General features: G+C 61.9%; 22 protein-coding genes. 19 read left to right on the plus strand and 3 right to left on the minus strand.

Annotated features, from left to right (window positions below):
- Window positions 1-37 precede the first annotated feature (37 nt).
- A complete protein-coding gene (locus HNQ60_RS02205) occupies window positions 38-1,711 on the minus strand; it encodes a LysM peptidoglycan-binding domain-containing protein (protein WP_184329376.1) in 1,674 nt (557 codons plus the stop codon).
- Between the two features lie 106 nt (window positions 1,712-1,817).
- Window positions 1,818-2,594, minus strand: a complete 777-nt coding sequence (gloB, locus tag HNQ60_RS02210) for a hydroxyacylglutathione hydrolase (protein ID WP_184329377.1) — start codon at window positions 2,592-2,594, stop codon at window positions 1,818-1,820.
- Window positions 2,595-2,738: 144 nt separating this feature from the next.
- Here gloB and HNQ60_RS02215 point away from each other — a divergent pair, with 144 nt between their 5' ends.
- The 6 genes from HNQ60_RS02215 (at window position 2,739) to tviB (ending at window position 9,114) form a co-directional block, all read left to right on the plus strand.
- Window positions 2,739-3,518 carry a class I SAM-dependent methyltransferase gene (locus HNQ60_RS02215; protein ID WP_184329378.1) on the plus strand — a complete coding sequence of 260 codons (780 nt, stop codon included), beginning with the start codon at window positions 2,739-2,741 and terminating at the stop codon, window positions 3,516-3,518.
- Window positions 3,519-3,542: 24 nt separating this feature from the next.
- Entirely contained in the window at window positions 3,543-4,022 is a 480-nt protein-coding gene (gene rnhA / locus HNQ60_RS02220; RefSeq protein WP_184329379.1) for a ribonuclease HI, read from the plus strand.
- A 106-nt stretch (window positions 4,023-4,128) separates the two neighbouring features.
- Window positions 4,129-5,253: a DegT/DnrJ/EryC1/StrS family aminotransferase gene (locus HNQ60_RS02225; RefSeq protein ID WP_184329380.1), complete on the plus strand. Its 1,125-nt coding sequence runs from the start codon at window positions 4,129-4,131 to the stop codon at window positions 5,251-5,253.
- Between the two features lie 142 nt (window positions 5,254-5,395).
- The gene (dnaQ, locus tag HNQ60_RS02230; protein WP_184329381.1) at window positions 5,396-6,139 is read left to right on the plus strand and encodes a DNA polymerase III subunit epsilon; all 744 of its coding nucleotides are present in this window, start codon (window positions 5,396-5,398) and stop codon (window positions 6,137-6,139) included.
- A gap of 7 nt (window positions 6,140-6,146) precedes the next feature.
- On the plus strand, window positions 6,147-7,658 hold the full coding sequence (gene nhaB / locus HNQ60_RS02235; RefSeq protein ID WP_184329382.1) for a sodium/proton antiporter NhaB: 1,512 nt from the start codon (window positions 6,147-6,149) through the stop codon (window positions 7,656-7,658).
- Between the two features lie 172 nt (window positions 7,659-7,830).
- Window positions 7,831-9,114: a Vi polysaccharide biosynthesis UDP-N-acetylglucosamine C-6 dehydrogenase TviB gene (gene tviB, locus HNQ60_RS02240; RefSeq protein ID WP_184329383.1), complete on the plus strand. Its 1,284-nt coding sequence runs from the start codon at window positions 7,831-7,833 to the stop codon at window positions 9,112-9,114.
- Window positions 9,115-9,167: 53 nt separating this feature from the next.
- Here the strand turns inward: tviB and HNQ60_RS02245 are convergent, their stop codons facing one another.
- On the minus strand, window positions 9,168-9,548 hold the full coding sequence (locus HNQ60_RS02245) for a four helix bundle protein (RefSeq protein ID WP_184329384.1): 381 nt from the start codon (window positions 9,546-9,548) through the stop codon (window positions 9,168-9,170).
- Between the two features lie 152 nt (window positions 9,549-9,700).
- Between HNQ60_RS02245 and HNQ60_RS02250 the strand changes: the two genes are divergently transcribed.
- The 13 genes from HNQ60_RS02250 to HNQ60_RS02310 all read left to right on the plus strand — a co-directional run bounded on the left by HNQ60_RS02250 (window position 9,701) and on the right by HNQ60_RS02310 (window position 26,077).
- Complete coding sequence (locus HNQ60_RS02250; RefSeq protein WP_184329385.1) at window positions 9,701-10,711, plus strand: NAD-dependent epimerase; 1,011 nt, start codon at window positions 9,701-9,703, stop codon at window positions 10,709-10,711.
- Window position 10,712: 1 nt separating this feature from the next.
- Window positions 10,713-11,774 (plus strand): Gfo/Idh/MocA family protein, encoded by a 1,062-nt coding sequence (locus HNQ60_RS02255; RefSeq protein WP_184329386.1) that lies wholly within the window; start codon window positions 10,713-10,715, stop codon window positions 11,772-11,774.
- A gap of 2 nt (window positions 11,775-11,776) precedes the next feature.
- Window positions 11,777-12,358, plus strand: coding sequence for an acyltransferase (locus tag HNQ60_RS02260; RefSeq protein WP_184329387.1), 582 nt, complete (start codon window positions 11,777-11,779; stop codon window positions 12,356-12,358).
- 93 nt (window positions 12,359-12,451) lie between these two features.
- The gene (pgi, locus tag HNQ60_RS02265; RefSeq protein WP_184329388.1) at window positions 12,452-14,089 is read left to right on the plus strand and encodes a glucose-6-phosphate isomerase; all 1,638 of its coding nucleotides are present in this window, start codon (window positions 12,452-12,454) and stop codon (window positions 14,087-14,089) included.
- A gap of 226 nt (window positions 14,090-14,315) precedes the next feature.
- The gene (locus HNQ60_RS02270) at window positions 14,316-17,234 is read left to right on the plus strand and encodes an SLBB domain-containing protein (RefSeq protein ID WP_184329389.1); all 2,919 of its coding nucleotides are present in this window, start codon (window positions 14,316-14,318) and stop codon (window positions 17,232-17,234) included.
- A 5-nt stretch (window positions 17,235-17,239) separates the two neighbouring features.
- Window positions 17,240-18,103, plus strand: a complete 864-nt coding sequence (locus HNQ60_RS02275; protein ID WP_184329390.1) for a Wzz/FepE/Etk N-terminal domain-containing protein — start codon at window positions 17,240-17,242, stop codon at window positions 18,101-18,103.
- A complete protein-coding gene (locus tag HNQ60_RS02280) occupies window positions 18,100-18,912 on the plus strand; it encodes a class I SAM-dependent methyltransferase (protein ID WP_184329391.1) in 813 nt (270 codons plus the stop codon). Before HNQ60_RS02275 ends, HNQ60_RS02280 begins: the two co-directional genes overlap by 4 nt.
- Window positions 18,848-20,140 (plus strand): polysaccharide biosynthesis protein, encoded by a 1,293-nt coding sequence (locus HNQ60_RS02285; protein ID WP_184329392.1) that lies wholly within the window; start codon window positions 18,848-18,850, stop codon window positions 20,138-20,140. Before HNQ60_RS02280 ends, HNQ60_RS02285 begins: the two co-directional genes overlap by 65 nt.
- Window positions 20,130-21,503, plus strand: coding sequence for a hypothetical protein (locus tag HNQ60_RS02290; RefSeq protein ID WP_184329393.1), 1,374 nt, complete (start codon window positions 20,130-20,132; stop codon window positions 21,501-21,503). Before HNQ60_RS02285 ends, HNQ60_RS02290 begins: the two co-directional genes overlap by 11 nt.
- Window position 21,504: 1 nt before the next feature.
- Window positions 21,505-22,629 carry a glycosyltransferase gene (locus HNQ60_RS02295; RefSeq protein WP_184329394.1) on the plus strand — a complete coding sequence of 375 codons (1,125 nt, stop codon included), beginning with the start codon at window positions 21,505-21,507 and terminating at the stop codon, window positions 22,627-22,629.
- 58 nt (window positions 22,630-22,687) lie between these two features.
- A complete protein-coding gene (locus tag HNQ60_RS02300; protein ID WP_184329395.1) occupies window positions 22,688-23,530 on the plus strand; it encodes a class I SAM-dependent methyltransferase in 843 nt (280 codons plus the stop codon).
- Window positions 23,527-24,819, plus strand: coding sequence for a glycosyltransferase family 4 protein (locus HNQ60_RS02305; protein WP_322096831.1), 1,293 nt, complete (start codon window positions 23,527-23,529; stop codon window positions 24,817-24,819). Before HNQ60_RS02300 ends, HNQ60_RS02305 begins: the two co-directional genes overlap by 4 nt.
- A 484-nt stretch (window positions 24,820-25,303) precedes the next feature.
- Window positions 25,304-26,077, plus strand: coding sequence for a class I SAM-dependent methyltransferase (locus HNQ60_RS02310; RefSeq protein ID WP_184329397.1), 774 nt, complete (start codon window positions 25,304-25,306; stop codon window positions 26,075-26,077).
- Window positions 26,078-26,122 lie beyond the last annotated feature (45 nt).

Consider the following 26,122-nt stretch of genomic DNA (forward strand, 5'->3'; position numbering starts at 1 on the left):
AGCCAGTTGGCCAGCTAGCCAGTTGGCCAGCCTCTGATCATCGATACATCACGATCCGCTGTCCTGGCTTGATGACCGAATTCTTGCTCAGGCGATTCCAGCCGAGCAGGTCCGACATGCTGACGCTGAACTTGGTGGCGATGCGTGAAAGGGTGTCGCCCCGGCGCACGACGTAGGTCGTGGGCTCGGCGGCAATCGCGCTGGCGTTCGTGGATGCGAGCGTCGCAGTGCCGGGGATCGCGAGGACCTGGCCGACGGCGAGCGTGCTGTTGCGCTGCAGACCATTGGTGGTCGCCAGGCTATCCATGCTGATGCTGTGGGCCCGGGCGATGCTCCAGAGCGTGTCGCCACGGCGGACGATGTGTTTGCTGGACGACGAGGTGCGCCGCGTCGTTGTCGTGCGCGGTTCGTCGTAGGCAACGCGAGCTTCCATGCCACGCGGAGCCGCGGTTACGAGCAGATCCTGGCCGGGATGAATCACGGTTCCGCGGATCTTGTTGGAAGCCTTCAGCGTGCTGACGCTGACGCCGTATTTGTCAGCGATCGCGCCGAGCGTATCGCCCGGACGAACGCGGTGATAGACGACGCGAACGCGCTTCTCCGGCGGCAGGGCAGCAACGGCGTCTGTCAGGCGGGCATGATAGGAGACGGGGACGAGGAGGTGATGCGGACCATCCGGATCCGTCACCCAGTGATTGAAGGCCGGGTTGAGCGCGAGGAGCTCTTCCTTCGGCAGCTCGGCGAGCTCGGAGGCGACGTGCAGGTCGATCTGGCCGCCGACGTCCACCTTCGAGAAGTAAGGCTGATTTGCGATCGGTGCGAATGCGAGACCCTGGCTCGTCGGGTCGGCGACGATGCGGCGCATCGCCATCAGCTTCGGCACGTAGGCGCGGGTTTCTTTCGGGAGCTTGAGGCTGAAGAAGTCGGTGGGCTTGCCGGCAGCGCGATTCTTCGCGATCGCGCGCGCAACGGCCGCTTCACCGCAGTTGTAGGCCGCGACCGCGAGCAACCAGTCGCCGTCGAATTCGTTCGCCAGGAATTGCAGGTAGTCGAGAGCACCCGTCGTCGCAACGAGAACATCGCGACGGCCGTCGTAGTACCAGTTCTGCTTCATGCCGTAGCGCCGGCCCGTCGCGGGAATGAACTGCCAGAGTCCCGACGCACGGGCGCGAGAAAACGCGACCGGATTGAAGGCGCTTTCGACGACCGGCAACAGCGCGAGTTCGAGCGGCATGTTCCGCGCTTCGAGCTCACCGACGATGTGGTACAGGTAACGTTCGCCGCGCTTGAAAGTGCGGTCGAGGTAAGCGGGATGCTTGACGTACCAGGACTGCTCGCGGTCGATTTCCGCGCGGTCGATGTCCGTCAACGCGAAACCCGAGCGGATGCGGTCGAAGAGGTCGCCGCCTGGGACGGCAGCGGGTGCGCCATTGGCGCCGAGTTCCGTGACGAGCGACGGGCCGCCCGCCTGGGCGTCCAGCGCTTCGATGGCGGCTTCGATCTGGTCGGGGCCGGCGATACCGATATCGGCTTCGTCGACCTTGGTGGGTTCGTCGGGGGCGTCCGTGTCCGCGTCGTCCGCGGCGACCAGTTCCGGATCTTCTTCGACGGCAGGGGCAGCGGTCTTGGCGACATGGCTGCAGCCGGCGTTGAAGAACGTCAGGAACGCGGCTGCAAGCAGCGCCGCCGGGATGCCTCGGACCATAGTCATCAACCCCTCCACCGAAGCGGACCTGAAGTCCGCCGTACCATGGGCCGAGCAGGCCCCTTTGCCTTGATCTTTCACCTCGCCCACCTCGGTCGCGGGCGCGTTTTCACTAACCCTTGAATCCGTCCTTCCACTCGCGAACGACTGCGAAAACCTCCACGGGATTCAACTCGCGCCCCGCCCGGGCTTCCGCGGCTTGTTTCACAGTCTGTCTATGGCAGCGCAAGAACGGGTTCACATTCCTCTCACGCCTCATGTCCGACGGCACCGTTGCCTCATGCCGGGCCCGTTTCTGTCGGCATTCCTCCAGGTAGGCTGCCGATTCCTCGTTGCCCGGTTCTACCGCGAGCGCGAAGCGCAAATTGTTCACGGTGTACTCGTGACCGCAGTAGACCAGCGTTTCATCCGGCAACGCGGCAAATTTGGCCAGCGAAGCCGTCATTTGTTCCGCTGTCCCTTCGAACAGCCGCCCGCAGCCCGCGCTGAACAGCGTATCGCCGCAGAAAAGCGCGCCATGGCCGACATACGCGATGTGGCCGGCCGTGTGGCCCGGCACGTCGATCGCGCGGAAGTCGAGGCCGAGGGCTTCGAGAGACGCAGCCTCGCCCTCGCGCAGCCGGGCCGGTTCGCCGGGAACCGCTTCGCCGGCCGGACCGAACGCGGGGACCGGATGCTGACGTAGCAGTTCGACGACACCGCCGACATGATCCCGATGGTGATGGGTCATGAAAATGCCCGAAAGCTGGAGTCCCCGATCGGTCAATGCCTGATGAACAGGCGCGGCATCGCCCGGGTCCACTGCGACAACCTTGCGCGGATCGCGCGGCGAGTGGATCAGCCAGATGTAGTTATCCGAGAAGGCCTGGACCGGCGTGACCTGCAGCATCGTTCGCGAATGGATCCGGGTGGCTCTGGCAAGGGCGTATTAAACATGCGGACTTCCTGAGCGGCAAGCGTTCAGAAGAGCGCCATTACGTCTCGCGAGGGCCCGTTTTCGACCCGCGCGCACGCGGCGGGCTACACTCTCCGCATGCAGCCCCACAGCGCCGACAGCCTCCACGCCTGGCTCGGCTCTCCGATCGGAGAGCGGCTGTATGCACTCGAGTGCAAGCTGACGAGCGAAGCGCTGGCCCAGGTCTTCGGCTGGCAACTGCTGCAGATCGGTTTCTGGGGTAATGACGATCGACTGATCGCCGATGCGCGCACGCAGCGAAAATCAGTTCTAGGCTGGCACGGCACTGCCTCGCGGAGTGCGGAGCAGGTCCCGGCAATGATCCGGTCGCGAACCGATTCGCTGGCCGTGGCGTCCGATTCAGTCGACGCCGTGCTGCTGCCGCACACGCTCGAATATGAACCCGACCCGCATGAAATCCTGCGCGAAGTCGGGCGCATCCTCTCCGGCGAAGGCCACCTCATCGTGCTCGGGTTCCGACCGTTCTCGAGCTGGGGCATCCGGCACCTGTTCGCCGGGCACGGATTTCCGCCCGGAACGCAGCGACTGATCGGCGAGCGTCGCCTGCGCGACTGGCTCAAGCTTCTCGGCTTCGAGATCGTCGATTCACGCCGGTATCTTTTCGCGCTCCCCTGGAGAGCCGCGTCCCCTGAAGGGTTCTTCGAACGAACGGGAGAGCGGATCTGGCCGATGTTCGCCGGTGCCTACATGCTCAAGGCCCGCAAACGCGTCTACGCCATCACGCCCGTCCGACCGCGCTGGAAGCTGCGTCCCAAAGTGGTCGGCGGACTCATCGAACCGACAACCCGCATGAATACCGGTTCGCGGCTCGAAGCGCGCGGACCCCGCCAGAAATAAGCTCGCAAACGAAAAGCATCCGACGTGGTTGATTCCTCCGCTTCTCAGACAAAGCCGCGCGCCGACGCGCGCGTCATCATCTACACAGACGGCGCGTGCCGGGGGAATCCCGGCCCGGGCGGCTGGGGCGCTGTGCTCTTCGCAGGCGAACACGAGAAGGAACTCAAAGGTGCCGAGGCCGAGACGACGAACAACAGGATGGAGCTGACGGCCGCCATCCGCGCGCTGGCCGCGTTGAAGCGACCTTGCGACATCGATCTCTATACGGACTCGCAGTACGTGCGCAAAGGCATCCTGGAATGGCTGGCGCAGTGGAAGAAGCGCGACTGGAAGACCGCCGATCGCAAGCCGGTCAAGAATGTCGACTTGTGGCAGGCGCTCGAGAAGGAGATCGAGCGACATCGGATCGAGTGGCACTGGGTCAAGGGTCATGCCGGCGTCCCGGGCAACGAGCGGGCGGATCGGCTGGCGAACGAAGCCATCGACGAGATGCTGATCGAGTAGGTCGTTGGTACGTTGTGGGACAAATCCACGTCCCGCAATCTTCGGTGTCCGCTGGAGGCGTCTCCTCTAGTACACTCCCCATCCACCGATCCACCGGTTTCGCACCATGAACTTCATCGATCTCAAGTCCCAGTACGAACGCATTCGCACGCCGATGAACGAGCGCATCCAGAAGGTGCTCGACCACGGTCAGTACATCATGGGGCCGGAGGTCGTCGAGCTCGAGCAGCGTCTTGCGGAGTTCGTCGGCGCGAAGCACTGCATCGCTGCATCGAGCGGCACCGATACGCTGCTGATCGCGATGATGGCGATCGGGATCAAGCCGGGCGATGAAGTCATCACCTCGCCCTTCACGTTCATCGCCACGGGGGAAATGATCGCGCTGGCGGGCGCCAAACCGGTGTTCGTCGACATCGACCGGCGCACGTACAACCTGGATCCGGCCCTCATCGAAGCTGCGATCACGCCGCGCACGAAAGCGATCATGCCGGTCTCGCTGTATGGACAGTGTGCCGACATGGACGGCATCAACGCAGTGGCCGCGAAGCGCGGTCTGCCGGTGATCGAAGATGCAGCACAGAGCTTCGGTGCGTACTACAAGGGCAAGGCGTCATGCGCCGTGTCCGAGATCGGATCGACGTCGTTTTTCCCGTCGAAGCCGCTCGGCTGCTATGGCGACGGCGGCGCGCTGTTCACCAACGATTCCGCGCTCGCGAAGATCATGGCGGAGATCCGCGTCCACGGTCAGGATCGTCGCTATCACCACCCGCGCCTCGGCATCAACGGCCGTCTCGATACGCTGCAGGCAGCAGTGCTCCTCGGCAAAATGGATATCTTCCCCGATGAAGTGGCGAAGCGCGCCAAGATCGGCGCCCGCTACTCCGAACTGGTGAATGAGGCGTTCCGCGGCATCGACGATCCGCAGAAGAAGGTGACGACACCGTATCTCGCGCCGGACTGCACGAGCGTGTACGCGCAGTACACGGTCGAAGTCCCGAATCGCCCGAAGGTGGAGGAGGGGATGAAGGCCCGCGGCGTTCCGACGGCCGTGCACTATCCTGTCCCTCTGCACCTGCAGCCTGTGTTCGCTGAACTGGGGCAGGGCGAAGGCACATTCCCGATCTCCGAATCCGTCGCGCGCCGCGTGATCAGCCTGCCGATGCACCCGTACCTGACCGAAGATCAGCAGGTCGCGGTGGTGAAGGCGTTGAAGGAATCGGTTCTGGCTTGAGAGGGAAGCGCTTGGTGAAGCCTTGCACAGGTCCTGGTTCGTCATTCCCGCGCAAGCGGGAATCCATGCCTTCGGTCCGGATGGATTCCCGCTTGCGCGGGAATGACAGATCTTCCCCAGCTGCCAACCGCTGACCGCTTCGATGCGCCAGATCATCCTCGACACCGAAACCACCGGCCTCGAACCCGAACAGGGTCATCGCATCATCGAAATCGGTTGCGTCGAGATCGTGCGCCGTCGCAAGACGGGGCGCACTTTCCATCGCTACATCCGCCCCGACCGGGAAGTGGACCGCGGCGCGTTGCAGGTCCACGGCATCACGAACGAGTTCCTCGCCCAGCAACCGCGGTTCGCGGAGATTGCCGAGGAGTTCCTCGAGTTCGTCACCGGCGCTGAGCTCATCATTCACAACGCGGCGTTCGACGTTGCGTTCCTGAATGCCGAGTTGCGTCGACTCGAAGGTCCGCGACGCCAGGTGGCAGATCTCTGCGGCGTTCTCGACACGCTGCCGATGGCGCGCATGATGCACCCGGGCCAGCGCAACACCCTCGACGCACTGTGCAAGCGCTACGGCGTCGACAATTCGCATCGCGAGCTGCACGGCGCATTGCTCGACGCGCAGATCCTGCTGGACGTTTACCTGGCCATGACGGGCGGTCAGACGGCGCTCGTGCTGGGCGAATCCCAGGAAGAAAGGATCTCCGTCGTCGTCGAGCGCGAGATGGCGGTTCGTCCGGTCGGGGAACTGCGCATCATCCTGGCGTCGCCGGACGAACTCGCTGCGCACGATCGCTCGCTGAATGCCGTCGACAAGGCGAGCGGCAAGAAGACGTTGTGGCGAGCCATGGAAGCAGAGCCCCCGGCTCTGGCGGCGAACATGAATTGAACGCCGGATGTCGATGACGCTCTCCAACGCCTTCGTCCGGAATTTCCTGGGCAACGCACCGACCTGGTACAAGCTGACCATCGTCGGTTTCCTGATGCTCAATCCGCTGGTCTTCTACTTCGGCGGCGCGCACGGTCCGGTGATCGCCGGATGGCTTCTGCTCGCGGAGTTCATCTTCACGCTGATCATGGCGCTGAAGTGCTATCCGCTGCAGCCGGGCGGCCTGCTCGCAGTCGAGGCAGTCATCATCGGCCTGACATCAGCAGAGTCTGTCTACGCTGAAACGGTCAACGCCTTCCCCGTGATCCTGCTGCTGATCTTCATGGTGGCTGGCATCTACTTCATGAAGGAGCTGTTGCTCTTCTCCTTCACGAAGATCCTGCTCAACGTCCGTTCGCAGTCGCTGCTGTCGCTGCTCATCTGTATGACGACGGCGCTCCTCTCGGCCTTCCTCGATGCATTGACTGTGCTCGCCGTCGTGATCACGGTCGGGGCAGGCTTCTATCAGGTGTTCCACCGGTTCGCGTCGGGCAAAGGACAGGAGGTGGAGCACGACATCAGCCACGATGCGGAAGTTCACGAATTGCACCGATCGGATCTCGATCAGTTCCGCGGATTCCTGCGCGGCCTCATGATGCATGCGAGCGTGGGGACGGCGCTCGGCGGCGTCTGTACGCAGGTCGGTGAGCCGCAGAACCTGTTGATTGCGGACCAGATGGAATGGAACTTCAAGGAGTTCTTCGTACACGTCGCACCCGTATCGATGCCGGTGCTCGTTGCCGGTCTGCTCACCTGTGTGCTGGTGGACCAACTGAAATGGTTCGGCTACGGCACGTCCCTGCCGCAGAGCGTACGCACGATTCTCGAGGAGGACGACCGGGCGCAGGCAGCGCAGCGTACCGCTCGTGATCATGCAGTGCTGATCGTGCAGGCCGTGGGCGCGGTTTTGCTCGTGATCGCTCTCGGCTTCCACATTGCTGAGGTCGGACTGATCGGCCTGATGATCATCGTGTTCATCACCGCGATGAGCGGCGTGACGGATGAACACCGTCTTGGCAAGGCGTTCGAGGCCGCGCTGCCGTTCACGGCATTGCTCGTCGTGTTCTTCGCCGTCGTCGCCGTGATCCACGATCAGCATCTGTTCGAACCGATCGTCGCCTGGGTTCTGCAGTACGAGGGTAAGACACAGGTTGCGCTGTTCTACGCGGCCAACGGATTGCTCTCTGCGATCAGCGACAACGTATTCGTCGCCACGATCTACATTACCGAAATCAAAGCAGCCTTCCTCGAGGGCGCGATCAGCAGGGAACAGTTCGATGCACTCGCGGTCGCCGTGAACACGGGGACGAATATCCCCAGCGTCGCGACTCCCAACGGGCAGGCGGCTTTCCTGTTCCTGCTGACGTCCGCGCTGGCGCCGCTGATCCGGCTGTCCTACGGGCGGATGGTATGGATGGCCTTGCCCTACACGATCGTCATGACGACGGTGGGTCTGCTGGCGGTCATCTATCTGCTCTGAACGAGCCCTTGGTTGCACGCCTGGAAGCGCGTTCGGATGCCCTTTCGGGCAAATGCTTAGGTGACGGAAGTCTCTATTTCTCCGGCCATTTTGTGGCATTCTTGCCGCCCCCGACGCCGTCGCCTTGCGAGCGGCCAGAAATCCAAAGACAGGACCAGGTAGTTAGCGGCTTATGTCTCAATTCAGTCTCCGGAACTGCAAGCTTGGCGTCATCGGTCTCGGATACGTCGGCCTGCCTCTCGCCGTCGAGTTCGGCAAGCACCTGCGCACCGTTGGCTTCGACATCAAGGAATCGCGCGTTGCCGAACTGAAGAAGGGCAAGGACAGCACGCTCGAAGTCGAACCCGCTGAGCTGCGCAGCGCGAAGCGCCTGACCTATTCGACCAAGATCAAGGATCTGCGTACGTGCAATGTTTTCATCGTCACGGTGCCGACGCCGATCGATGACTACAAGCGGCCTGACCTGCGTCCCATCGAAGGGGCGAGCAACCTGATCGGACAGGTGCTGAAGAAGGGCGACATCGTCGTGTTCGAGTCGACCGTCTATCCGGGCTGCACCGAAGAGATCGCCGTGCCGATCCTCGAGCGCATCTCCGGCCTCAAGTTCAACCAGGATTTCTTCGGCGGCTACAGCCCCGAGCGCATCAATCCGGGCGACAAGCAGCACCGGCTCCCGACGATCAAGAAGATCACTTCCGGGTCGACGCCCGAAGTCGCTGATTTCGTCGACAGCCTGTACGCCACCATCATCACGGCCGGCACGCACAAGGCGTCCAGCATCCGTGTCGCCGAGGCCGCCAAGGTCATCGAGAACACGCAGCGCGACGTCAACATCGCGCTGATCAACGAGCTCGCGCTCATCTTCAATCGCCTCGGCATCGACACCGAAGAAGTGCTCGAAGCCGCGGGCACGAAGTGGAACTTCCTTCCTTTCCGTCCGGGTCTCGTCGGCGGCCACTGCATCGGCGTCGATCCGTACTACCTGACCCACAAGGCGCAGGAGATCGGCTACCACCCCGAGATGATCCTCGCGGGCCGTCGCATCAACGACAACATGGCGATCTACGTCGCCGAGCGTGTCGCGCAGCTGATGATCCGCAAGCGCATTCACGTGAAGGGATCGCGCATCCTGGTGCTGGGACTCACGTTCAAGGAGAACTGCCCGGACCTGCGCAACTCGAAGGTCGCGGACGTCATCAAGGAACTGAAAAAGTACGGCGCGAAGGTCGACGTGTACGACCCGTGGGTCGACGCGAAGGAAGCCCAGCACGAATACGGGCTCAAGCCGGTGCGCAAGCCCGCGAAGGGCGCCTACGACGCGGTCGTCCTCGCCGTCGCGCACAAAGAATTCCAGGAGATGGGCGCCGCCCAGATCCGCAGCTTCGCCAAGAAGCCGCACGTGCTCTACGACATCAAGTATGTGTTTGAGTCGGATGAGGTGGATGGCAGATTGTAGGAAGGGGATGGCGGATAGCGGATAGTGACTGGTTCAGAGCAGAAGTCGGAGCATTATCTGCGAGCCGCGAGTTCGCGCCGCTCCCGCAGCCTCTGAATCAGTGATGTCAGCATCTTGCCGATCTCGGATGCGGACTCATCGAGGCCCAAGTTCTTGTCGATCAGCTGCAGATTGCCAGCAATGAGAATTTGTGTTTCAAGTTCCGACAGAGAGCCACGTGCCACGTTCAGGAACTGGATATATTCGCCGCGACTGCTGCGACCCGCGCCCTCCGCGATGTTGCTAGCAACTGACACTGCCGCGCGCCGCATCTGCGTCGACAGGCCATACCGCTCATCACTCGGCAATGCTGCGGTGGCCGCGTAGATCCGGCTGGCCAGCGAAACCGATTTTTGCCACACGAGCAAGTCTTTGTGACTCGAAACTGTGCCCATTTGACCGCGCTCCTCCCTGACTCACCACTGCAATTGTGGGCAGCAGGGCGTCTGTATGCGGTCACGAAAATCTCGGCGTGCATCGAGAAACACGCCGCGCATCGTCTCGAGTCGCTATCCGCTATCCGCTATCCGCTATCTACTTCCCGACCATGAAAATCCTCGTTACCGGCGCCGCCGGCTTCATCGGCTTCCACGTTTCCCAGATCCTGCTGGATCGGGGTGACGAGGTTGTCGGTCTCGACAACCTCAACGACTACTACGACGTGTCGTTGAAGAATGCGCGGCTCGACATCCTGAAGGGTCATCCGCGGTTTCGTTTCGTGAAGCTGGATCTGGCGGATCGTCCCGGCATGGCCGCGTTGTTCGAGCGCGAGAAGTTTCATCGGGTGATCAATCTCGCCGCGCAAGCGGGTGTTCGTTATTCGATCAAGAATCCGCTCGCCTACATCGACAGCAACGTGGTCGGTTTCGCCAACGTGCTCGAAGGCTGCCGGCACAACGGAGTCGAGCATCTCGTCTATGCGTCGACCAGTTCCGTGTACGGCGCGAATACGGCGATGCCGTTCTCGGTGCACCAGAACGTCGATCATCCGCTGTCGTTCTACGCCGCGACCAAGAAGGCGAACGAGTTGATGGCGCACACGTACGCGCACCTGTACGGGCTGCCGACGACGGGTCTGCGCTTCTTCACCGTGTACGGTCCCTGGGGCCGGCCGGATATGGCGCTCTTCATGTTCACCAAGAACATCCTCGAGGGCCGGCCGATCGACGTGTTCAATTATGGCAAGCACCGGCGGGACTTCACGTTCGTCGACGACATCGCGCAAGGGGTCGTTCGTTCGATGGACCGCGTTGCGACGGGGAACACAGACTGGAACAGCGACGAGCCCGATCCTGCGACCAGCAAGGTTCCGTATCGTCTCTACAACATCGGCAACAATGAGCCGGTCGAGCTGTTGCGCTACATCGAGCTGATCGAGCAGTGCCTGGGCAAGAAGGCGCAGAAGAACCTGCTGCCGCTGCAGCCGGGCGATGTGCCGGATACGTTCGCGGACATCGATGATCTCGTGAACGACGTGGGTTACCGGCCGGCGACATCGGTCGAGGCCGGCGTTGAGAAGTTCGTGCGTTGGTATGTCGACTACTACAAGGTCTCGTAGCATGGCCCGCAGAAGAGAACTCGTTACGAATCGTCGCATCCGCGTTGCGGTCGTGGGATGTGGACGCATTGCCGTCAATCACTTCAACTCGATCGAAGCGCAGAAGGACCAGCTGCAGCTGGTCGCCGTGTGCGACACCGATCCCAAGGCGCTGCGCGCGGCCGAGGAGAAGTATCACGTCACCGGATTCGATTCGCTCGATGAGTTGCTCCACGGTTCGGACGCCGACCTCGTCGTGCTCTGTACGCCGAGCGGAATGCACCCGGCGCAGGCAATCCAGGTCGCACGTGCCGGCAAGCATGTGATGACCGAGAAGCCGATGGCGACGCGCTGGACCGATGGTATCGAGATGGTGCGCGAAGCGGACGAAGCAGGCGTCCGCCTCTTCGTCGTGAAGCAGAACCGGCGCAACGCAACGCTGAGGCTTCTCAAGCAGGCCATGGAGAAGCGCCGCTTCGGTCGCATCTACATGGTCACGATCAACGTGTTCTGGACGCGGCCGCAGTCGTACTACGACACCGCGAAGTGGCGCGGCACGTGGGAGTTCGATGGCGGTGCGCTGATGAATCAGGCCAGCCACTACATCGATCTGGTCGACTGGCTCATCGGGCCGGTCGAAAGCGTGCAGGCTTACGTCGCAACGCTGGCACGCGATATCCAGGTCGAAGACACTGCCACCGTCGGGATTCGCTGGCGAGCGGGCGCGCTGGGCTCGGTCAACGTAACGATGCTCACGTATCCGAAGAATCTCGAAGGCTCGATCACCATCATCGGCGAGAAGGGCACGGTGCGTGTGGGCGGCGTGGCCGTCAACGAGATCCAGACGTGGGACTTCTCGGATCAGCAGCCCGAGGACGAGGGCATCAGGAACGCGAACTACGAGACGACGTCCGTCTACGGATTCGGTCATCCGCTGTACTACGACAACGTGATCAAGGTGCTGAGGGGTGAAGCCGATCCCGAGACCGATGGGCGCGAAGGTCTGCGCTCCCTCGAGTTGCTCATCGCCAGTTACATGTCCGCGCGCGACGGTCGTCGCGTCGCATTGCCGCTGCAGTTCTGATCATGGGCATACAAATTCATCCCACAGCGCTGGTGGACGAAGGCGCGGTTGTCGGCGACGGCACCCGCATCTGGCACTGGGTTCACGTGAGTCCCAAGGCGAAGATCGGCAAGGGCTGTTCGCTCGGTCAGAACGTGTACGTCGGCAATCGCGTCACGATCGGCGATAACGTGAAGATCCAGAACAACGTGTCCGTGTACGACAACGTCACGCTCGAAGACGACGTGTTCTGCGGTCCGAGCATGGTTTTCACCAACGTCTACAATCCGCGCTCGGCGGTGACGCGCAAGGACGAATATCGCGACACGCTGGTCAAGCGCGGTGCGACGCTCGGCGCCAACTGCACGATCGTCTGCGGCGTCGTCGTCGGTGAGAATGCCTTCGTGGGCGCCGGCAGTGTCGTGAATCGCAACGTGCCGGCGTTCGCGCTGATGGTGGGAGTGCCCGCCAAACAGATCGGCTGGATGAGCAGATTCGGGGAACGGCTGGAATTGCCTGTCAAGGGAAGCGGCGAAGCCGTGTGCCCGCATACAGGGGATCGCTACGTCCTCGAGAATGGCGTTTGCCGTCTCGTCACCGCGTAAATTCCTTCGATCGCAGCCGAGCGTTGCCCCGGCCGTCACAAATCGCGTATCGTGAAAATCTCTTCCGGATTCTCACGATTCGCAGTGACGTCAATGTCCTCACTCGCCAGCCTTCCGCAATGGCAAGCGCTCCAGGCGCACGCCGCAAGCCTCCGCTCCGTCCATCTGCGCGACCTGTTTGCGGCCGCGCCTGACCGCTTCGAGAAGTTCTCTCGTTGCGAGACCAACCTGCTGTTCGATTTCTCCCGGCAGCGCCTCACCGAAGAAACGCTGACGCTGTTGCTGGCACTGGCGAACGCGCGCGGATTGCGCGGCCGCATCGATGCGATGTTCGCCGGCGAGAAGATCAACACGACTGAGAATCGCGCCGTTCTCCACACCGCGCTGCGCAACCGGTCTGATCGCGCAATCACGGTCGACGGCAAGGATGTGATGGTCGAAGTTCGCGCGAGCCTCGAGCGCATGCGCAATTTCGTCGAAGGCGTGCACGGCGGCCGCATCCATGGGGCGACGGGCAAGTCGTTCACCGATATCGTCAACATCGGCATCGGCGGCTCCGATCTCGGCATCGTGATGGCCACCGAAGCGCTCGCCAAGTTCCGCAACCGCAATCTGCGGCTGCACTGCGTTTCCAATATCGATGGTGTGCAGCTATCGGACACGCTCGAGAAATGCGATCCGGCGCGAACGCTGTTCGTCGTCTGCTCGAAGACGTTCACGACGCTCGAGACGCTCACGAACGCGAAGCTCGCGCGGCAATGGATCGTGGATCGGCTGGGGGAGGGCGCTCCGGCGCGGCACTTCGCGGCGGTGTCCACGAACAGCAAGGCAATGGATGCGTTCCTGATTCCGCCGCAGAACCGCTTCACGATGTGGGACTGGGTCGGCGGACGCTACTCGCTCTGGTCCGCCGTGGGCCTTTCGATCGCGCTGTCGCTCGGCATGGATCAGTTCGAACTCATGCTCGAAGGCGGCTTCGAGATGGACGAACACTTCCGCACCGCGTCATTCGAAAAGAATCTCCCGGTGCTCATGGGACTGCTGGCGGTCTGGAACCGCAATTTCCTCGGCATGGACTCGCTCGCGGTGCTGCCCTACGACCAGCGGCTGCATCGATTCCCCGCATACCTGCAGCAGCTCCAGATGGAGTCGAACGGCAAATCGGTGACGCTCGAAGGCGCCCCCGTTGAGGGGGACACGGGTGCCGTGATCTGGGGCGAGCCGGGCTCGAATGCGCAGCACTCGTTCTTCGAGCTGCTGCATCAGGGTACCGCCCGGGTTGCGATGGATTTTCTCGCGCCGGTCAATGCGTCGAGCCAGTTCCAGCAACAGCAGAACCTCGCGCTGGCGAACTGCTTTGCTCAGATGCAGGCATTCGCTTTCGGACAGACCGAAGATCAGATCCGTGCCGACCTGGCGGCCAAGGGGACCGCGGAAGCGGAGATCCGCCGCCTGATCCCCCACAAGCTGCACGAGGGAAACCGCCCGAGCACGCTCATCCTCTTCCCGCGCCTGGGCCCGAAGACCCTGGGCCGCCTCATCGCGCTCTACGAGCACAACGTGTTCACGCAGAGCGTGATCTGGGGCATCAACGCCTTCGATCAGTGGGGTGTGGAGCTGGGCAAGAAGCTGGCGGACTCGCTGGCGCCGGCGGTGGAGAAGGCGGATGGCGACGGCGCCGATGCCAGCCTCAAAGGGCTCCTGCACCAGCTGGCGAAGTGGCGTTCCTGAGACGCGCCCGCGCGGATCGATTCGCTGAGGTTCCGGGCCGAAGTTTCGTCGGGGCGAGCCGGGCGCGAGAGGCCCGACTTGAGCGTCGGCCCTAAGGGTTTGGCCCCACGTATCTGCTTGGACACAAACACAAATCGAGAACAATTACCCGTCGCGCTCTGCAGCCCGGCTGTGTAAACTCCCGGCCCTTCGTCGCAGGGACATATACGTAGAAGCGACCCGCTAGATGGTCAGAAACCGAACAACCGGCCCGCTCTCCGGGCTGGCGCTCTTGCTTGCGGTCTGTGGCTCGACGCTGCTGTCGCCCGTGCACGCTCAAGTGCCGAGCGCCGAACAGATGGAGATGTTCCAGACTCTGCCGCCCGATCAGCAGCAGGCCATCCTCGAATCCCTGGGAACCAACGGCACGGGAGCCAGCGGCGCTCAGCGCGGTGTTCGATCGGACCGGCAACTGAGCTTTCCCCGCACGGTCGTGCCCCGTGTCCGTGCTGACGATCAGCTGCTGCAGGACGGCTTGCAGTCTGAACGCGAGCCGCGGCTCAAGGGAGAGGACACGATCCTGCTCTCCCTGGAGCTCCGCGAGTTCGAGCGTTCGTTCGAACAGGAACGCATCGAGCGTGAACGGAAGGACCGGGAGTTCGATCCAAGGGTCGTTTCTCAGCCGGCGATTCCAGGTCGCGTGCCTGGGGCGAATGAGACGGATGCCTCCGCCGGTCAATCACCTCGTAAGGCTATCGTGCGGTCGGAATACGATATCCGCAGGCTTGAGGATTTCCGAGACCGCGTCATGCGTCGGAACCCATACAAGCTCGACAAGTGGGGCATCCTCAACGTCGCGGAACTCGGGCCAGTCCCCTTAGGCGGGTTGACCGTGGAGGAGGCTCGTCAGCGACTCTCAGCCGAGCCGACTCTCAAGGATTTTCATATCGATGTGCTGCGTTTGCCGCTCCGGCCGGTGGGTGCGGAATCGCTGAAGCCCTTCGGCTATGACCTGTTCGCGGGACTCACTTCGACATTCGCGCCGGCCACGGACGTTCCGGTTCCTTCGGAGTACGTCGTCGGTCCCGGCGACAACATCGAGGTGCAGCTCACCGGAAACATAAAGGGACGTTACTCCCTGGTGGTCGGCCGAGACGGTCGCGTGAACTTCCCCGAACTCGGCCCCATTGCAGTGGGCGGCATGCGCTTCGAAGAGGTGCGCGCAATGCTGGAGTCGCGAGTCCAAGAGCAGATGGTAGGCACGCAAGCGAACGTTGCCATCGGCGAACTCCGGTCTATCCGAGTCTTCGTCCTTGGCGACGTCGAGACGCCGGGCTCCTACACCGTGAGCGGCCTTTCCACCATCACGAATGCGCTGTTCGTGAGCGGCGGTGTCAAGAAGATCGGGTCGCTTCGCAATATCGAACTCAAGCGCAATGGTGCGACGGTGACGCGGCTCGATCTCTACGATCTGCTGCTCAAGGGCGATACGAGAGCGGACGCAAGGTTGCTGCCGGGTGATGTGATCTTCATCCCGCCCGTGGGCGCCACAGTTGGGCTGTCCGGCGACGTGCGCCGGCCCGCCATCTATGAATTGAGAGGCGAGACAAGCGCTGCTGAACTGGTCGGGCTGGGCGGCGGATTGACTCCGCAAGCCGATGCCAAGCTGGCGACGATCGAGCGGGTCAGCGACGACCGCCAGCGCGTGATCATCGACATTGATCTTTCGAAGCAATCCACCAGGACTGTCGTAATGCGCGGCGGCGATGTGCTGCGGGTGCCTTCGATTCGTCCCGTTCTCGAGGAGTCCGTTGCGCTGGGCGGCTATGTATATCGGCCAGGCGAGTTCCAGTATCGCGCGGGAATGCGACTCACGGACCTCATCCCGAGTGTTGATGAGCTCAAGCCCAACGCCGATCAACGGTACGTCTTGATTCGCCGCGAGTTACCGCCCGACCGGAAGATCAGCGTTTTCTCCGCCGATCTCGCCAGAGCAATTGGCGCACCCAACTCAGCAGCCAATTTCGAGCTTGCACCCCGCGATCGCGTCTACGTGTTCGATCTCGAGTCGGGTCGCGACCCTGTTGTCGCTCCGCTCATGCGTGAGTTGCGGCTGCAATCGAACCTCGATGAGCCGACGCGCGAGGTGAGTGTCGCGGGCAGGATCAAGATTCCGGGCACGTATCCTTACGAGCCGGGCATGCGTGTCGCGGACCTGCTGCGCGCTGGCGGCACGCTCGACGAGTCAGCGTACGGCGGCCAGGCGGAGTTGACCCGCTATTCAGTAACCAACGGTCAGGCGCGCGAAGCAGAGTTGATCGAAATCGATCTGCGTCGTGTCGTAGAGGGTGATCCGGTCGCAAACATCGCCCTGCAACCCTTCGACTTCCTCGTCATCAAGGAAGTCCCGCTGTGGGGAGCCCAGGAAGAAGTCGAGATCATGGGCGAAGTGAAATTCCCCGGCCGTTACCCAATCCATCGCGGTGAGACGCTGCGTTCAGTGATGCAGCGAGCGGGTGGCGTGACGGACCTCGCGTTTGTTCCCGGAAGCGTCTTTACGCGGGTCGAGTTGCGCGAGCGCGAACGCAAGCAGATCGAGACGTTGGCGAATCGCATGCAATCCGACGTTGCGCAAGTCTCCCTGCAAGCCGCACAGGAAACTGGCAAGGACGCCGGGCAAGCGCTGGCAGTCGGGCAATCCCTGCTGACGGATCTGCGCAATGCCAAGCCCGTAGGCAGACTGGTGATCGATCTCGAGCAGTCCATGGTTGCGGTGCCGAGTTCGGAGCAGGACATAGTTCTCAAGGACGGCGATAGGCTCCTCGTGCCGCGAATCACCCAGGAAGTCACCGTCATAGGTGAGGTGCAGAGCACTACGTCGCACCTGTACAACCCGGCAATCGGTCGCGACGAATACGTCCAGATGAGCGGCGGGTTGACCGCACGTGCCGATGAGGACCGGATCTATGTCGTCCGGGCCGACGGAAGCGTGGTCGTCAACCAGGGAAATGCATGGTTCAGCGGCGGGCGGGTGGACATCAGGCCCGGCGACACCATCGTGGTACCGCTCGATACCGAACGCATGAGGCCTTTGCCGTTCTGGACCGCCGTAACGACGATCATCTATAACCTGGCGATCTCAGTAGCGGCAGTGAACTCCTTCTAGGCTGTATGGCTGACGCATCGCAACTGGAATCAGAGGACGGCAGCGTTCGCCTGCTGGTGTTCTTGGTCCGCCGTACGAGGTGGCTGCTGCTGGCCGCTTTCGCCGGGCTGATCCTCGGTGTCGCGGTCGCATACCTCCTGCGCCCGCTTTATCGGGCCGAGGTCAAGCTGGTGGCGATCGATCCCGCTGCGGACAGTTCAAGTCTTACCCAGATGATGGGGCGCCTCGGTGGGCTAGCGGACCTGGCGGGGTTGAATCAAGGACTGAACGGTGGCAGCGGAAGGGAGGTCAGCGTCGAGATCCTCGAGTCGAGGGCCCAGGCCCACCGGTTCATCGAGTCCGCCGGAATCTCCGGTGTGCTCGATGGAAGAGGCGATGCAGCGCGCTCACCAGTATCGTTCAAAGCGATGCGGCGGTTCGTGGAGAAGGTGCGTGTCATCTCCGAGGACAGGCGAAGCGGCATCATTACCGTCGCGGTGTATTGGGAGGATCCAGTCGTCGCCGCGCGCTGGGCGAACGAATATGTCGCGCTGTTCAACGAGGACATGCGAAGTCGAGCGGCAGCGGAATCACAGCGCAATCTTTCCTATCTGGAAAAGCGGCTTGCATCCACCTCCGACATTTCGATCAGGGAGGCTTTGTCGAAGCTGATCGAGGTCGAGCTGAAGACGGCAATGCTGGCGGATGTGCGCACGGAATACGCGGCCAAGATCGTCGATGGCGCCGTTGCGCCCGACCCGGCCGACTTCGCCAGGCCGCGACGCGGACTGATTGTCGCCGGTTCGGTCGGTCTCGCGATCGCGATGGCGATCTTTCTCATGATTTTTGCAGACATGCGTACCCGACTGCGGGCCGCAGGAGTGCTATGAAGAGTTCGTCGCCGGGCAACCGGGAAGTGATCGTCGATGAGACCTTGCGCGATTTGTACGACTCGAACCCGGAGTACATCGCGCGCCGGGATGATTCGTCTCACAACGCCCGTCAGATCAAGCTGGAAGTCGAGCGGTTCAAGGTTCCAGGGCTGGTAAGTGTCATACCGCCGGATCATCGCTATTCGAGCGTGATGGAAATAGGTTGCGCGACGGGCGATCTGCTGGCTGCGTTTCCGTCAGCGGTCTCAGCCGGCGGGGTGCGGACGCGGAAGGTTGGATTCGATATATCGCCGCTGAACGTAGCTGCCGCCAGGGCGAGATACCCGGACATAGAATTTGTGGCTGGTAGTTTCACGGATTCCGACCTCCGCTCCGATGTCGTGATTCTCAGTGACATCCTCGAGCATGTTCCCGATGACGTGGGCTTTCTCCGTCAAGCAGCAGCGCACGGGGGGCTCGTCCTCATCAACCTTCCTCTCGAGAAGAGCTGGTCCAATGCCTTTCGCGACTACGGAATTGAGGATGCGTCAGGTCATCTGCGTGCATACTCGCTGGAGGATGGCCTGCGTCTGATTGACGACGCAGGTCTGATGTTGCTGAGATCTGCGCGCATCTGGTCGCACGAGACTGCTTTTGATGTCGAGAGGCGTCGCTTGCGGCGGCAAGAACTCGGGCAGGAATACTCAGGCGCGACGCTGGTTAGGACTTGCAAGCGGATGCTGCATCTGACTGCGCGAGCGGTTGCGCTCTTCGGTCGCAGATTCTACCCCTCGAACCTGTTTGTCAGTGCGGTGCCTCGCCATTAGGACCGACGTCTCATCGCATCGGATCTGGGGGCTCGTTGAAGCAAGCGCCATACAGCTGACCGGCTCGGCCGCGACCTTTCTCGTTCAACTCCTGCTCGCTCGGCTGGGAGGGCCGGAGGTCCAGGGCGGCTTCAGCCTCGTCAAGGCCGAGGTCGATTTCCTCATGGCCACACTGGTGGTTGGATTGCCGCAGGCTGTGTTTTACTTCGTGCAGAAGGGCGACCTCCCGATAGCGACCTCTGTCAAGCTGGCCGCGCGCGTGGGCATGCTCGCGACGATTCTGGCACTGTTGTGGGGTGTGGTGTCGGTGCTGAGAGGTCAACAGAACCTTGCGACGGCCGCTGCAATAGCTGCTGCTGCCGGCAGCTCGGTGCACTACTCGATCCTGCGGGGCGCTCTCCTGTCGGTGAGGTCTTCGCGCGCGTTCGCGATTTTCAGTGCTGCTCCAGCCGTGGTGATATTGCTGCTCGTAGGAGCACTCCTGGCGACGAACAGTCAACTGATGAAGAGTCAGTTCCTCGTGGCGCTCCTCTTCCTTGGCGCGTTCTCCGCCTGCGGCGCTTGGGGGCTCCTGCAGCTGAAGCAGCGTGAAATGTCCTCGAGCCGCACCGTCTCCTTTTTCGGATTGGCGCGTTTCGGCGTGGCGAGTTGGGTGCCCACGGTCTGTCAAAGCGGTGTCGTGTTCATCGCGCTGGGATGGATCAGTGAACGTAGCGGGGAGGCTGCGGGCGCCACTGCCGCTGCTCTGGCGTTGGCATCAATCGCAGTGACTCCTCTCAACCTGATGTCACCGCTGCTGTTCAAAGAGTGGACCAGCCTGACACCCGAGAGCCGGCGTCATCAGTTCATCTGGGCGGTCGGTATCGTCCTTGTGTTTACGATCGTGTTTTCATCGATCGTCTACGGTTTCTCCTCGGAGATCGTGAGGCTCGTCTTCGGCGCGGAATACGTGCCCTTCGCAGCTTTCTTTGCGCTGCTCAGTCTGCTCGTCGCTCCGCAATCGATGGCAAAACTGTGGACCGTGCTTTGTAGTGCCGCAGGCAAACCGTGGCTGAGCTCGATCGTCGATGCCGCCAAGCTGCTGCTGTTCGTACTTGGCCTGGTGATGTTCGCCCTCGAGCCGCGTGACGCGATACTGACCCTGGTCTGCAGCGAATACGCAGCAATCGCGCTGGGTTTGATCGTCCTGGCCGGGTTCAGATTTGGTAGCAGCGGCCGTGACCGCTGACCTCATAGCTCTCGTGGTATTGCAGTTGCTGAGCCTGCTCATCGTGGGCCTCGGCACGCTCTATTCGCTGCAGCGCCGCCGACTCTACAGCTTCCTGTTTCTTGGGTTGCTTGCATATCAGGGCGTGACGGCGCTCGGGCTCGGCCCGTTGATGGAAGAGTTCGGGGCGGAGGCTGTCTACAAGAGTCAGGGCGTCATTCTGGCCGGCTCGACGATCCTGGTGGCGACCATCATGTTTCTCGAGCGGGTCTCCGCGTCGGTTCTGCGCCCGATCTCGCTGAATCCGGCGCTTGCAGTGAAGGAGGCCTGGTCGAAGTACGCCACCATTGTAGTGCTCTGCGCCGTGGTCACACTGGCGATCGCGATGCGCAGAGGATCGACGCTGCTCACCGTCAACTGGGAAGATGTTCGTGCAGAAGCAACCTTCGTCGATTCGATAGCTACGCTGTTGCAGTTCTTCGTCTTTCCCGCCGCGTGGCTTGCGTACCGGGCACACAAACCGTTCTGGGCGGTGATGTTCGCCATCCTCGCAGTAGTGCTGTTCGCGCTGCTTGGATCGCGCGCGGCACTGCTCGCGGGCCTGGCGGTGATTGCGATCGACATCATCCGATCGCCGCTCACAAGGAAGGCGAAGTTTCGTGTTGTCGCCATAGTGGCTTTGGCCGGGCTCCTCTTGCACATCGTGGGTCGAGTCGTGCGGGGGCTCGGAGTAGGCGGCATCTATGGATTGCTCACGGGCGAGATCAACTTTCAGGGACTGCTGGAGGAAGTGGGTGAATCGGTCGAGTGGACAGGCGGTGAGTTCGAGATCGCCCGGTATCTCGTATTCGTGGTGCAGAACGGACCGTTCGCGGACGTCTCGCCTCTTACGAGCGTCACTCGTTGGTTCACCATGTACGTGCCGCGGCCACTGGTACCGGACCTCAAGCCCGAGGACGTCACCTATGCGTTGTGGCGGCATGCGGCGAATGGAGGCGTCTTCGATTCATACGCAGCCATAGACCAGATGTTGTTGCTGCTCCAGCAGGGCGATACCGGTTCCATTCATCCGATGCTCTGGGGTGAGTTCTGGGTAAACGGCGGATGGATCGCCATCCCGCTTTCCGCAGTTCTCCTGGCGTTTCAAGCCGTGCTGCTGGAGAGGGTTTTGGAGCGCGTACCTCCGATCGCAGCGGTACTGGTGATGCCGGCAACCGCAGTGGGCTGGCTGATGGTGGCACGCGGCAATTCTGTTATCGGGCTCGGATATACCTACTACCTGTTGCCAGTAGCGATGCTCATATGCGTCGCTTTGGGGATGATTCAATGGGCCAGCACGGGCCGCGGTCCAGTTCTTCGCGATCCAGCCCCACCCTTGCAGTGACATGACGGACATCAATCGAAAAAGGCTCTTCCTCCTCTCGGATGCAAATACTGCCCACACCGAGAGATGGGCGGTCGCCCTGGCCCAGCGCGGGTACGAGATCCTGCTTTTCAGTCTCACAGTGCCGCTGACGCCCGCGCTCCTCTCTATTCCGGGGGTTCGTTTCGAGACGGCGGGAATCGGAGTCGATCTGGCGTATTCGAACGAAGGCTCGGCCCGGAAACTGCTGTACCTGCGGGCACTGCCGATGATCCGGCGATTGGCGCGCGAGTTCCGTCCGTCCGTGTGCCATGCGCACTACGCGAGCAGCTACGGCGTCCTCGCAATGCTGGCGAGGCTGCCCCGGTTGGTCGTATCGGTCTGGGGTGCCGATGTCTACAATACGCCGCACAGGAGCATGCTCCATCGAATGATCGTTACGGCGGCTATTCGTTCCGCGGACATTGTCCTCTCAACGAGCAATGTCATGAGGCAGGAAACGTTGCGGCTGTGTCGGCGCGAGATCGGCGTAGTGCCGTTCGGTATCGATACGCGAAGATTTCAGCCGCGCGATCGTCCGCAGTCTCGTGAGCTTACTGTCGGGACCGTCAAGTCGCTCGAAGACAAGTATGGGATCGATGTTCTGCTGCGCGCATTCGCATCTGCGTGCGAAAGGGTGCCGGATCCGCGGCTGAGATTGCTGATCGTGGGCGGAGGCAGCAGGCGCGAAGCGCTGGAGAAGCTGTCGCGTGATCTCGGTATCGAGGGGAGAACCGTGTTCGCCGGCAGAGTGGACTACGCCCGGACGCCGGAAATGCACAGTGCTCTCGATATTGCTGTGTTTCCTTCGGTGGAGGACAGTGAAAGCTTCGGCGTTTCGGTGATAGAAGCGCAGGCCTGCGCCACGCCAGTGATAGTAAGCAACGTGGGTGGCCTGCCCGAGGTCGTGCTCGAGGGCGAGAGTGCGATCGTTGTGCCGCCCAGGGACGTGGAGGCGTTGTCGAATGCGATCGGCAAGCTTGCGACGGCCCCGGCCCTTAGAAGCGCAATGGGCGAGGCGGGTCGTCGTCACGTCGTCGACAACTACGAACTCGAGCGCTGCGTCGATTTGCTCGACCGCTTCTACGCTCAATTGCAGCAGCGTTGACGCGGCAGCGACTGCATACAACGGATTCGCATACAGACCTTAGGACTCGGATGCAAGTATGAGCACACGTGAATTACTGAAGGCGAAGCTGGACGAGATCGGAGGCATATCCAACGAGACTTGGTTCAACGGCCTCTCTGATCGCAAACGAGCGGAGCTGCAGTTCCATGATCGCGATCGCGATCGAAAGGCGCTGACTCAGATCGATCAAGACACGTACGAGCGGTTTTACGGCAACAAGAAGTACTACCAGGCCACGGATGACTCGAAACGATACGTCGATGACTGGATCAAGACACACGTCCCGGGGAAGGTTTTCCTGGACTATGCTTGTGGCAATGGAGTGAACGCCATTAAGGCCGCCCGCGCCGGAGCCGCGTTGTCCCTTGGGCTGGACATCAGCAGAGTGTCCGTACAGAACGCCACGGAAGACGCGGCCGCCCAAGGCCTATCGGCCACCGCTCGTTTCATACAGGCGGATGCGGAAGACACCAAGCTTCCCGACAGCTCGATCGACGTGATCATTTGCAGCGGCATGCTGCATCACCTCGATCTCTCCTACGCATTCCCCGAGTTGCGGCGCATTCTGGCACCGGGCGGCAAGATTCTTGCGATCGAGGCGCTCGACTACAATCCGATGATCAAGCTGTATCGCAAGCTCACGCCGGATATGCGCACCGAATGGGAGAAGGCACACATTCTCAGCCTGAAGGATCTCAGATTCGCCAGGCGCTTCTTTGATGTGCAGCAAACCCGCTACTGGCACATCACAAGCATCGTTGCCCCGCACGTGCCGTTCATGCTGCCGGCATTGAATCTGGTGGACAAGATTCTGACGCGGATACCGGGCGTGCAACTGATGTCCTGGATCTTCACATTCGAGTTGCGTTCTACAAAGTGAGCGGCGCGACCACCGGCCCGTCGAGCAAGCCTCGGGGAAGACTTCGGATATGGCTCATCACCGTCGGTGAGCCGCTGCCACTGGGTGATTCGTCGGCGAGGCTGTGGCGAACGGGACTGTTGGCGCAGACCCTGGTGGACAGGCAGCATGAGGTGACATGGTGGACGTCCGCCGTCGATCACTTCAACAAACGATTCCACGTCGACAGGTCGGATCGCGTACGAGTGAATGCTCTGTTGGAGTTGCAGTTCCTCTATGGGGAGCTGTACACGCGCAACATTTCCGCGGCTCGCTGGCGCAACCATCGTCAGATTGCCGCCGAATTCACGCGGCTCGCTGCAGTCGAAGAAAAGCCCGACGTGATCCTGTGCTCGTATCCCACGATCGAACTCAGTGCCGCTGCGGTGCTGTTCGGCGAACAGCACGGAATTCCGGTACTCCTCGATATACGCGACCTGTGGCCCGACGAAATGGCAGCTCGGCTCCCCCGATTCCTGCGCTCTCTTGCTCCGCTCCTGTTGTGGCCCATGTACCGCGACGCGCGACTTGCGTTGAAGCGTGCCACGGGAATGGTAGCAATCTCGCGGCGCTACCTGGCTTGGGGACTGGAGCACGCCCAGCGTGCTGGCAACGACGCCGATGCTGTGTTTACGCACGGGTATCCCTCCCAGCAACTGTCCAACCAGGCTGATGTGCAGAACGTACTGACGGAACTCGGGTTGGACGCCTCGCAACGAGTCTTCTGGTTCGTGGGTACGTTCGTCGGAAGCATCGATCTCGCCACGGTGATCGAGGCGGCGAGGATCCTCGACGACCAGAACGTGGTTTTCGTGCTGACAGGCTCCGGCGAGAAGGATGCGGAGTGGCGGGCGCAGGCTCACGGATTGCGCAATGTCCGTTTCACCGGGTGGGTAGACAAGGACAGGCTGCAGGCGCTCGCGTCGATCGCTTGGGTTGGCCTCGCTGCGTACAAGGCCGGTGCGCTGATGAGTTTGACCAACAAGCTGTTCGAGTACATGGCCCATGGCCTGCCTATCCTTGTCAGTCTGCCGGGAGAGGCGCGGGCCGTTGTCGAATCTGAACGGTGCGGCATGTTCTACGAACCGGGATCCGCGACCGCCCTTGCGACCGCTGTCAGGGCCATGTGTGCCGATTCGTCGTTGAGGGACGCGATGGCCGCCAACGCCAGGCGAGCATTCGAGGCCAGGTATTCAGCGACCGCTGTTTACGACGGACTAGCGTCGCATCTGGAGGTAGTCGCAGCAGATGAGGCAGGGCGGCGGCGTTGATCCGTGCACCCTCACCTCGGAGTTATGCCGGAGTCGGCACGTGCGGGCCAAGCGGCACTGGGAACCAGGTGTCTCTCGCCGCCCGATTCAGGGGTATTCCGCTGGGGGGCCACCTTGTTACGGGAGCCGCTTTGCTGGCAAAATTCCGCTGATATTCTGCAGCAGGATGCAGGCCGCGCTGAGCGCCGATCCGTCCGCAGGGCGTTTGTCGTACCGTAGTGTGGTGACGCGCGGTGCGGATATTGACACAAAGGATTTACGCTCTATCGCCATTGGTGCCGTGTCGTCGAAGACTGGACGGACAATCCGCCGATATTACATACAGGATCCGGTCTGCGCGCTATTCGGTCGCTACGACCTACACCGGCACGCATCACTCACCACTTGGGGCAGGTTGCCTGCTCGGTCCCTTCGTCGAACTGCGCTTCTCAGTGGAGGTGCATTCCGCTGGACCGTCGTTGCATGTTGATTTACAGGATGACTCATGACTGACTTTGCCGAAGTCACCGAACTCGCTGGCGATGATGTGAGCGGCGAGCAGGTGCAACGTGTTTGCACCCGCTACGCCTGGGCTTTGCCTTTCTGCCGGAGCAAGGATGTGGTCGAAGTCGCGTGCGGCACCGGACCCGGACTCGGGTTGCTCCGTGGTGTCGCCAAGTCACTGGTCGCCGGAGACATCAGCGAGACCATTCTCGGTCGCGCCCGGGCACACTACCGCGATGCGATAGATCTGCGCACGCTGGACGCCCAGGCATTGCCGTTCGAGGATGCCAGCGTCGATGTCGTCATCATTTTCGAAGCACTGTACTACCTGCCGCGCCCGGAGCTGTTCTTCGCGGAATGCCGGCGCGTCCTTCGGCCGGGCGGCCACGTGCTCATCTCGAATGCCAACAAGGATCTGAGCGACTTCAATCCCAGCCCGCATAGTCACGTCTATCACGGGGTTGTAGAGTTGCGCGAAGCGTTCGCGCAGCATGGCTTCTCGGCCTCGTTCTTCGGCGACGTGCCCATGCAGTCGGTCTCATGGCGGCAGAAGCTCCTGAGGCCAGTGAAGCGTGCCGTGGTCGCCCTGAATCTCATGCCGAAAAGCATGGCGGGCAAGAAGCTCCTGAAGAAACTGGTCTTCGGTTCGATGAGCCCGTTCCCCGCGGAGATCACCCCCGCAATGTTGCCGACTGCCTTGACGCTGGCACCGCTGGATCCGGCGCGGCCCGATCAGGTGCACAAGGTTATTCTGTGCGCAGCTCGGAAATCATGACTGTCCGCCTGCTGATTGCGCGAGCCGCTGAGTGCGGCGTGATCG

The sequence above is a fragment of the Povalibacter uvarum genome, assembly GCF_014202975.1.
Classification (GTDB): Bacteria; Pseudomonadota; Gammaproteobacteria; order Steroidobacterales; family Steroidobacteraceae; genus Steroidobacter; species Steroidobacter uvarum.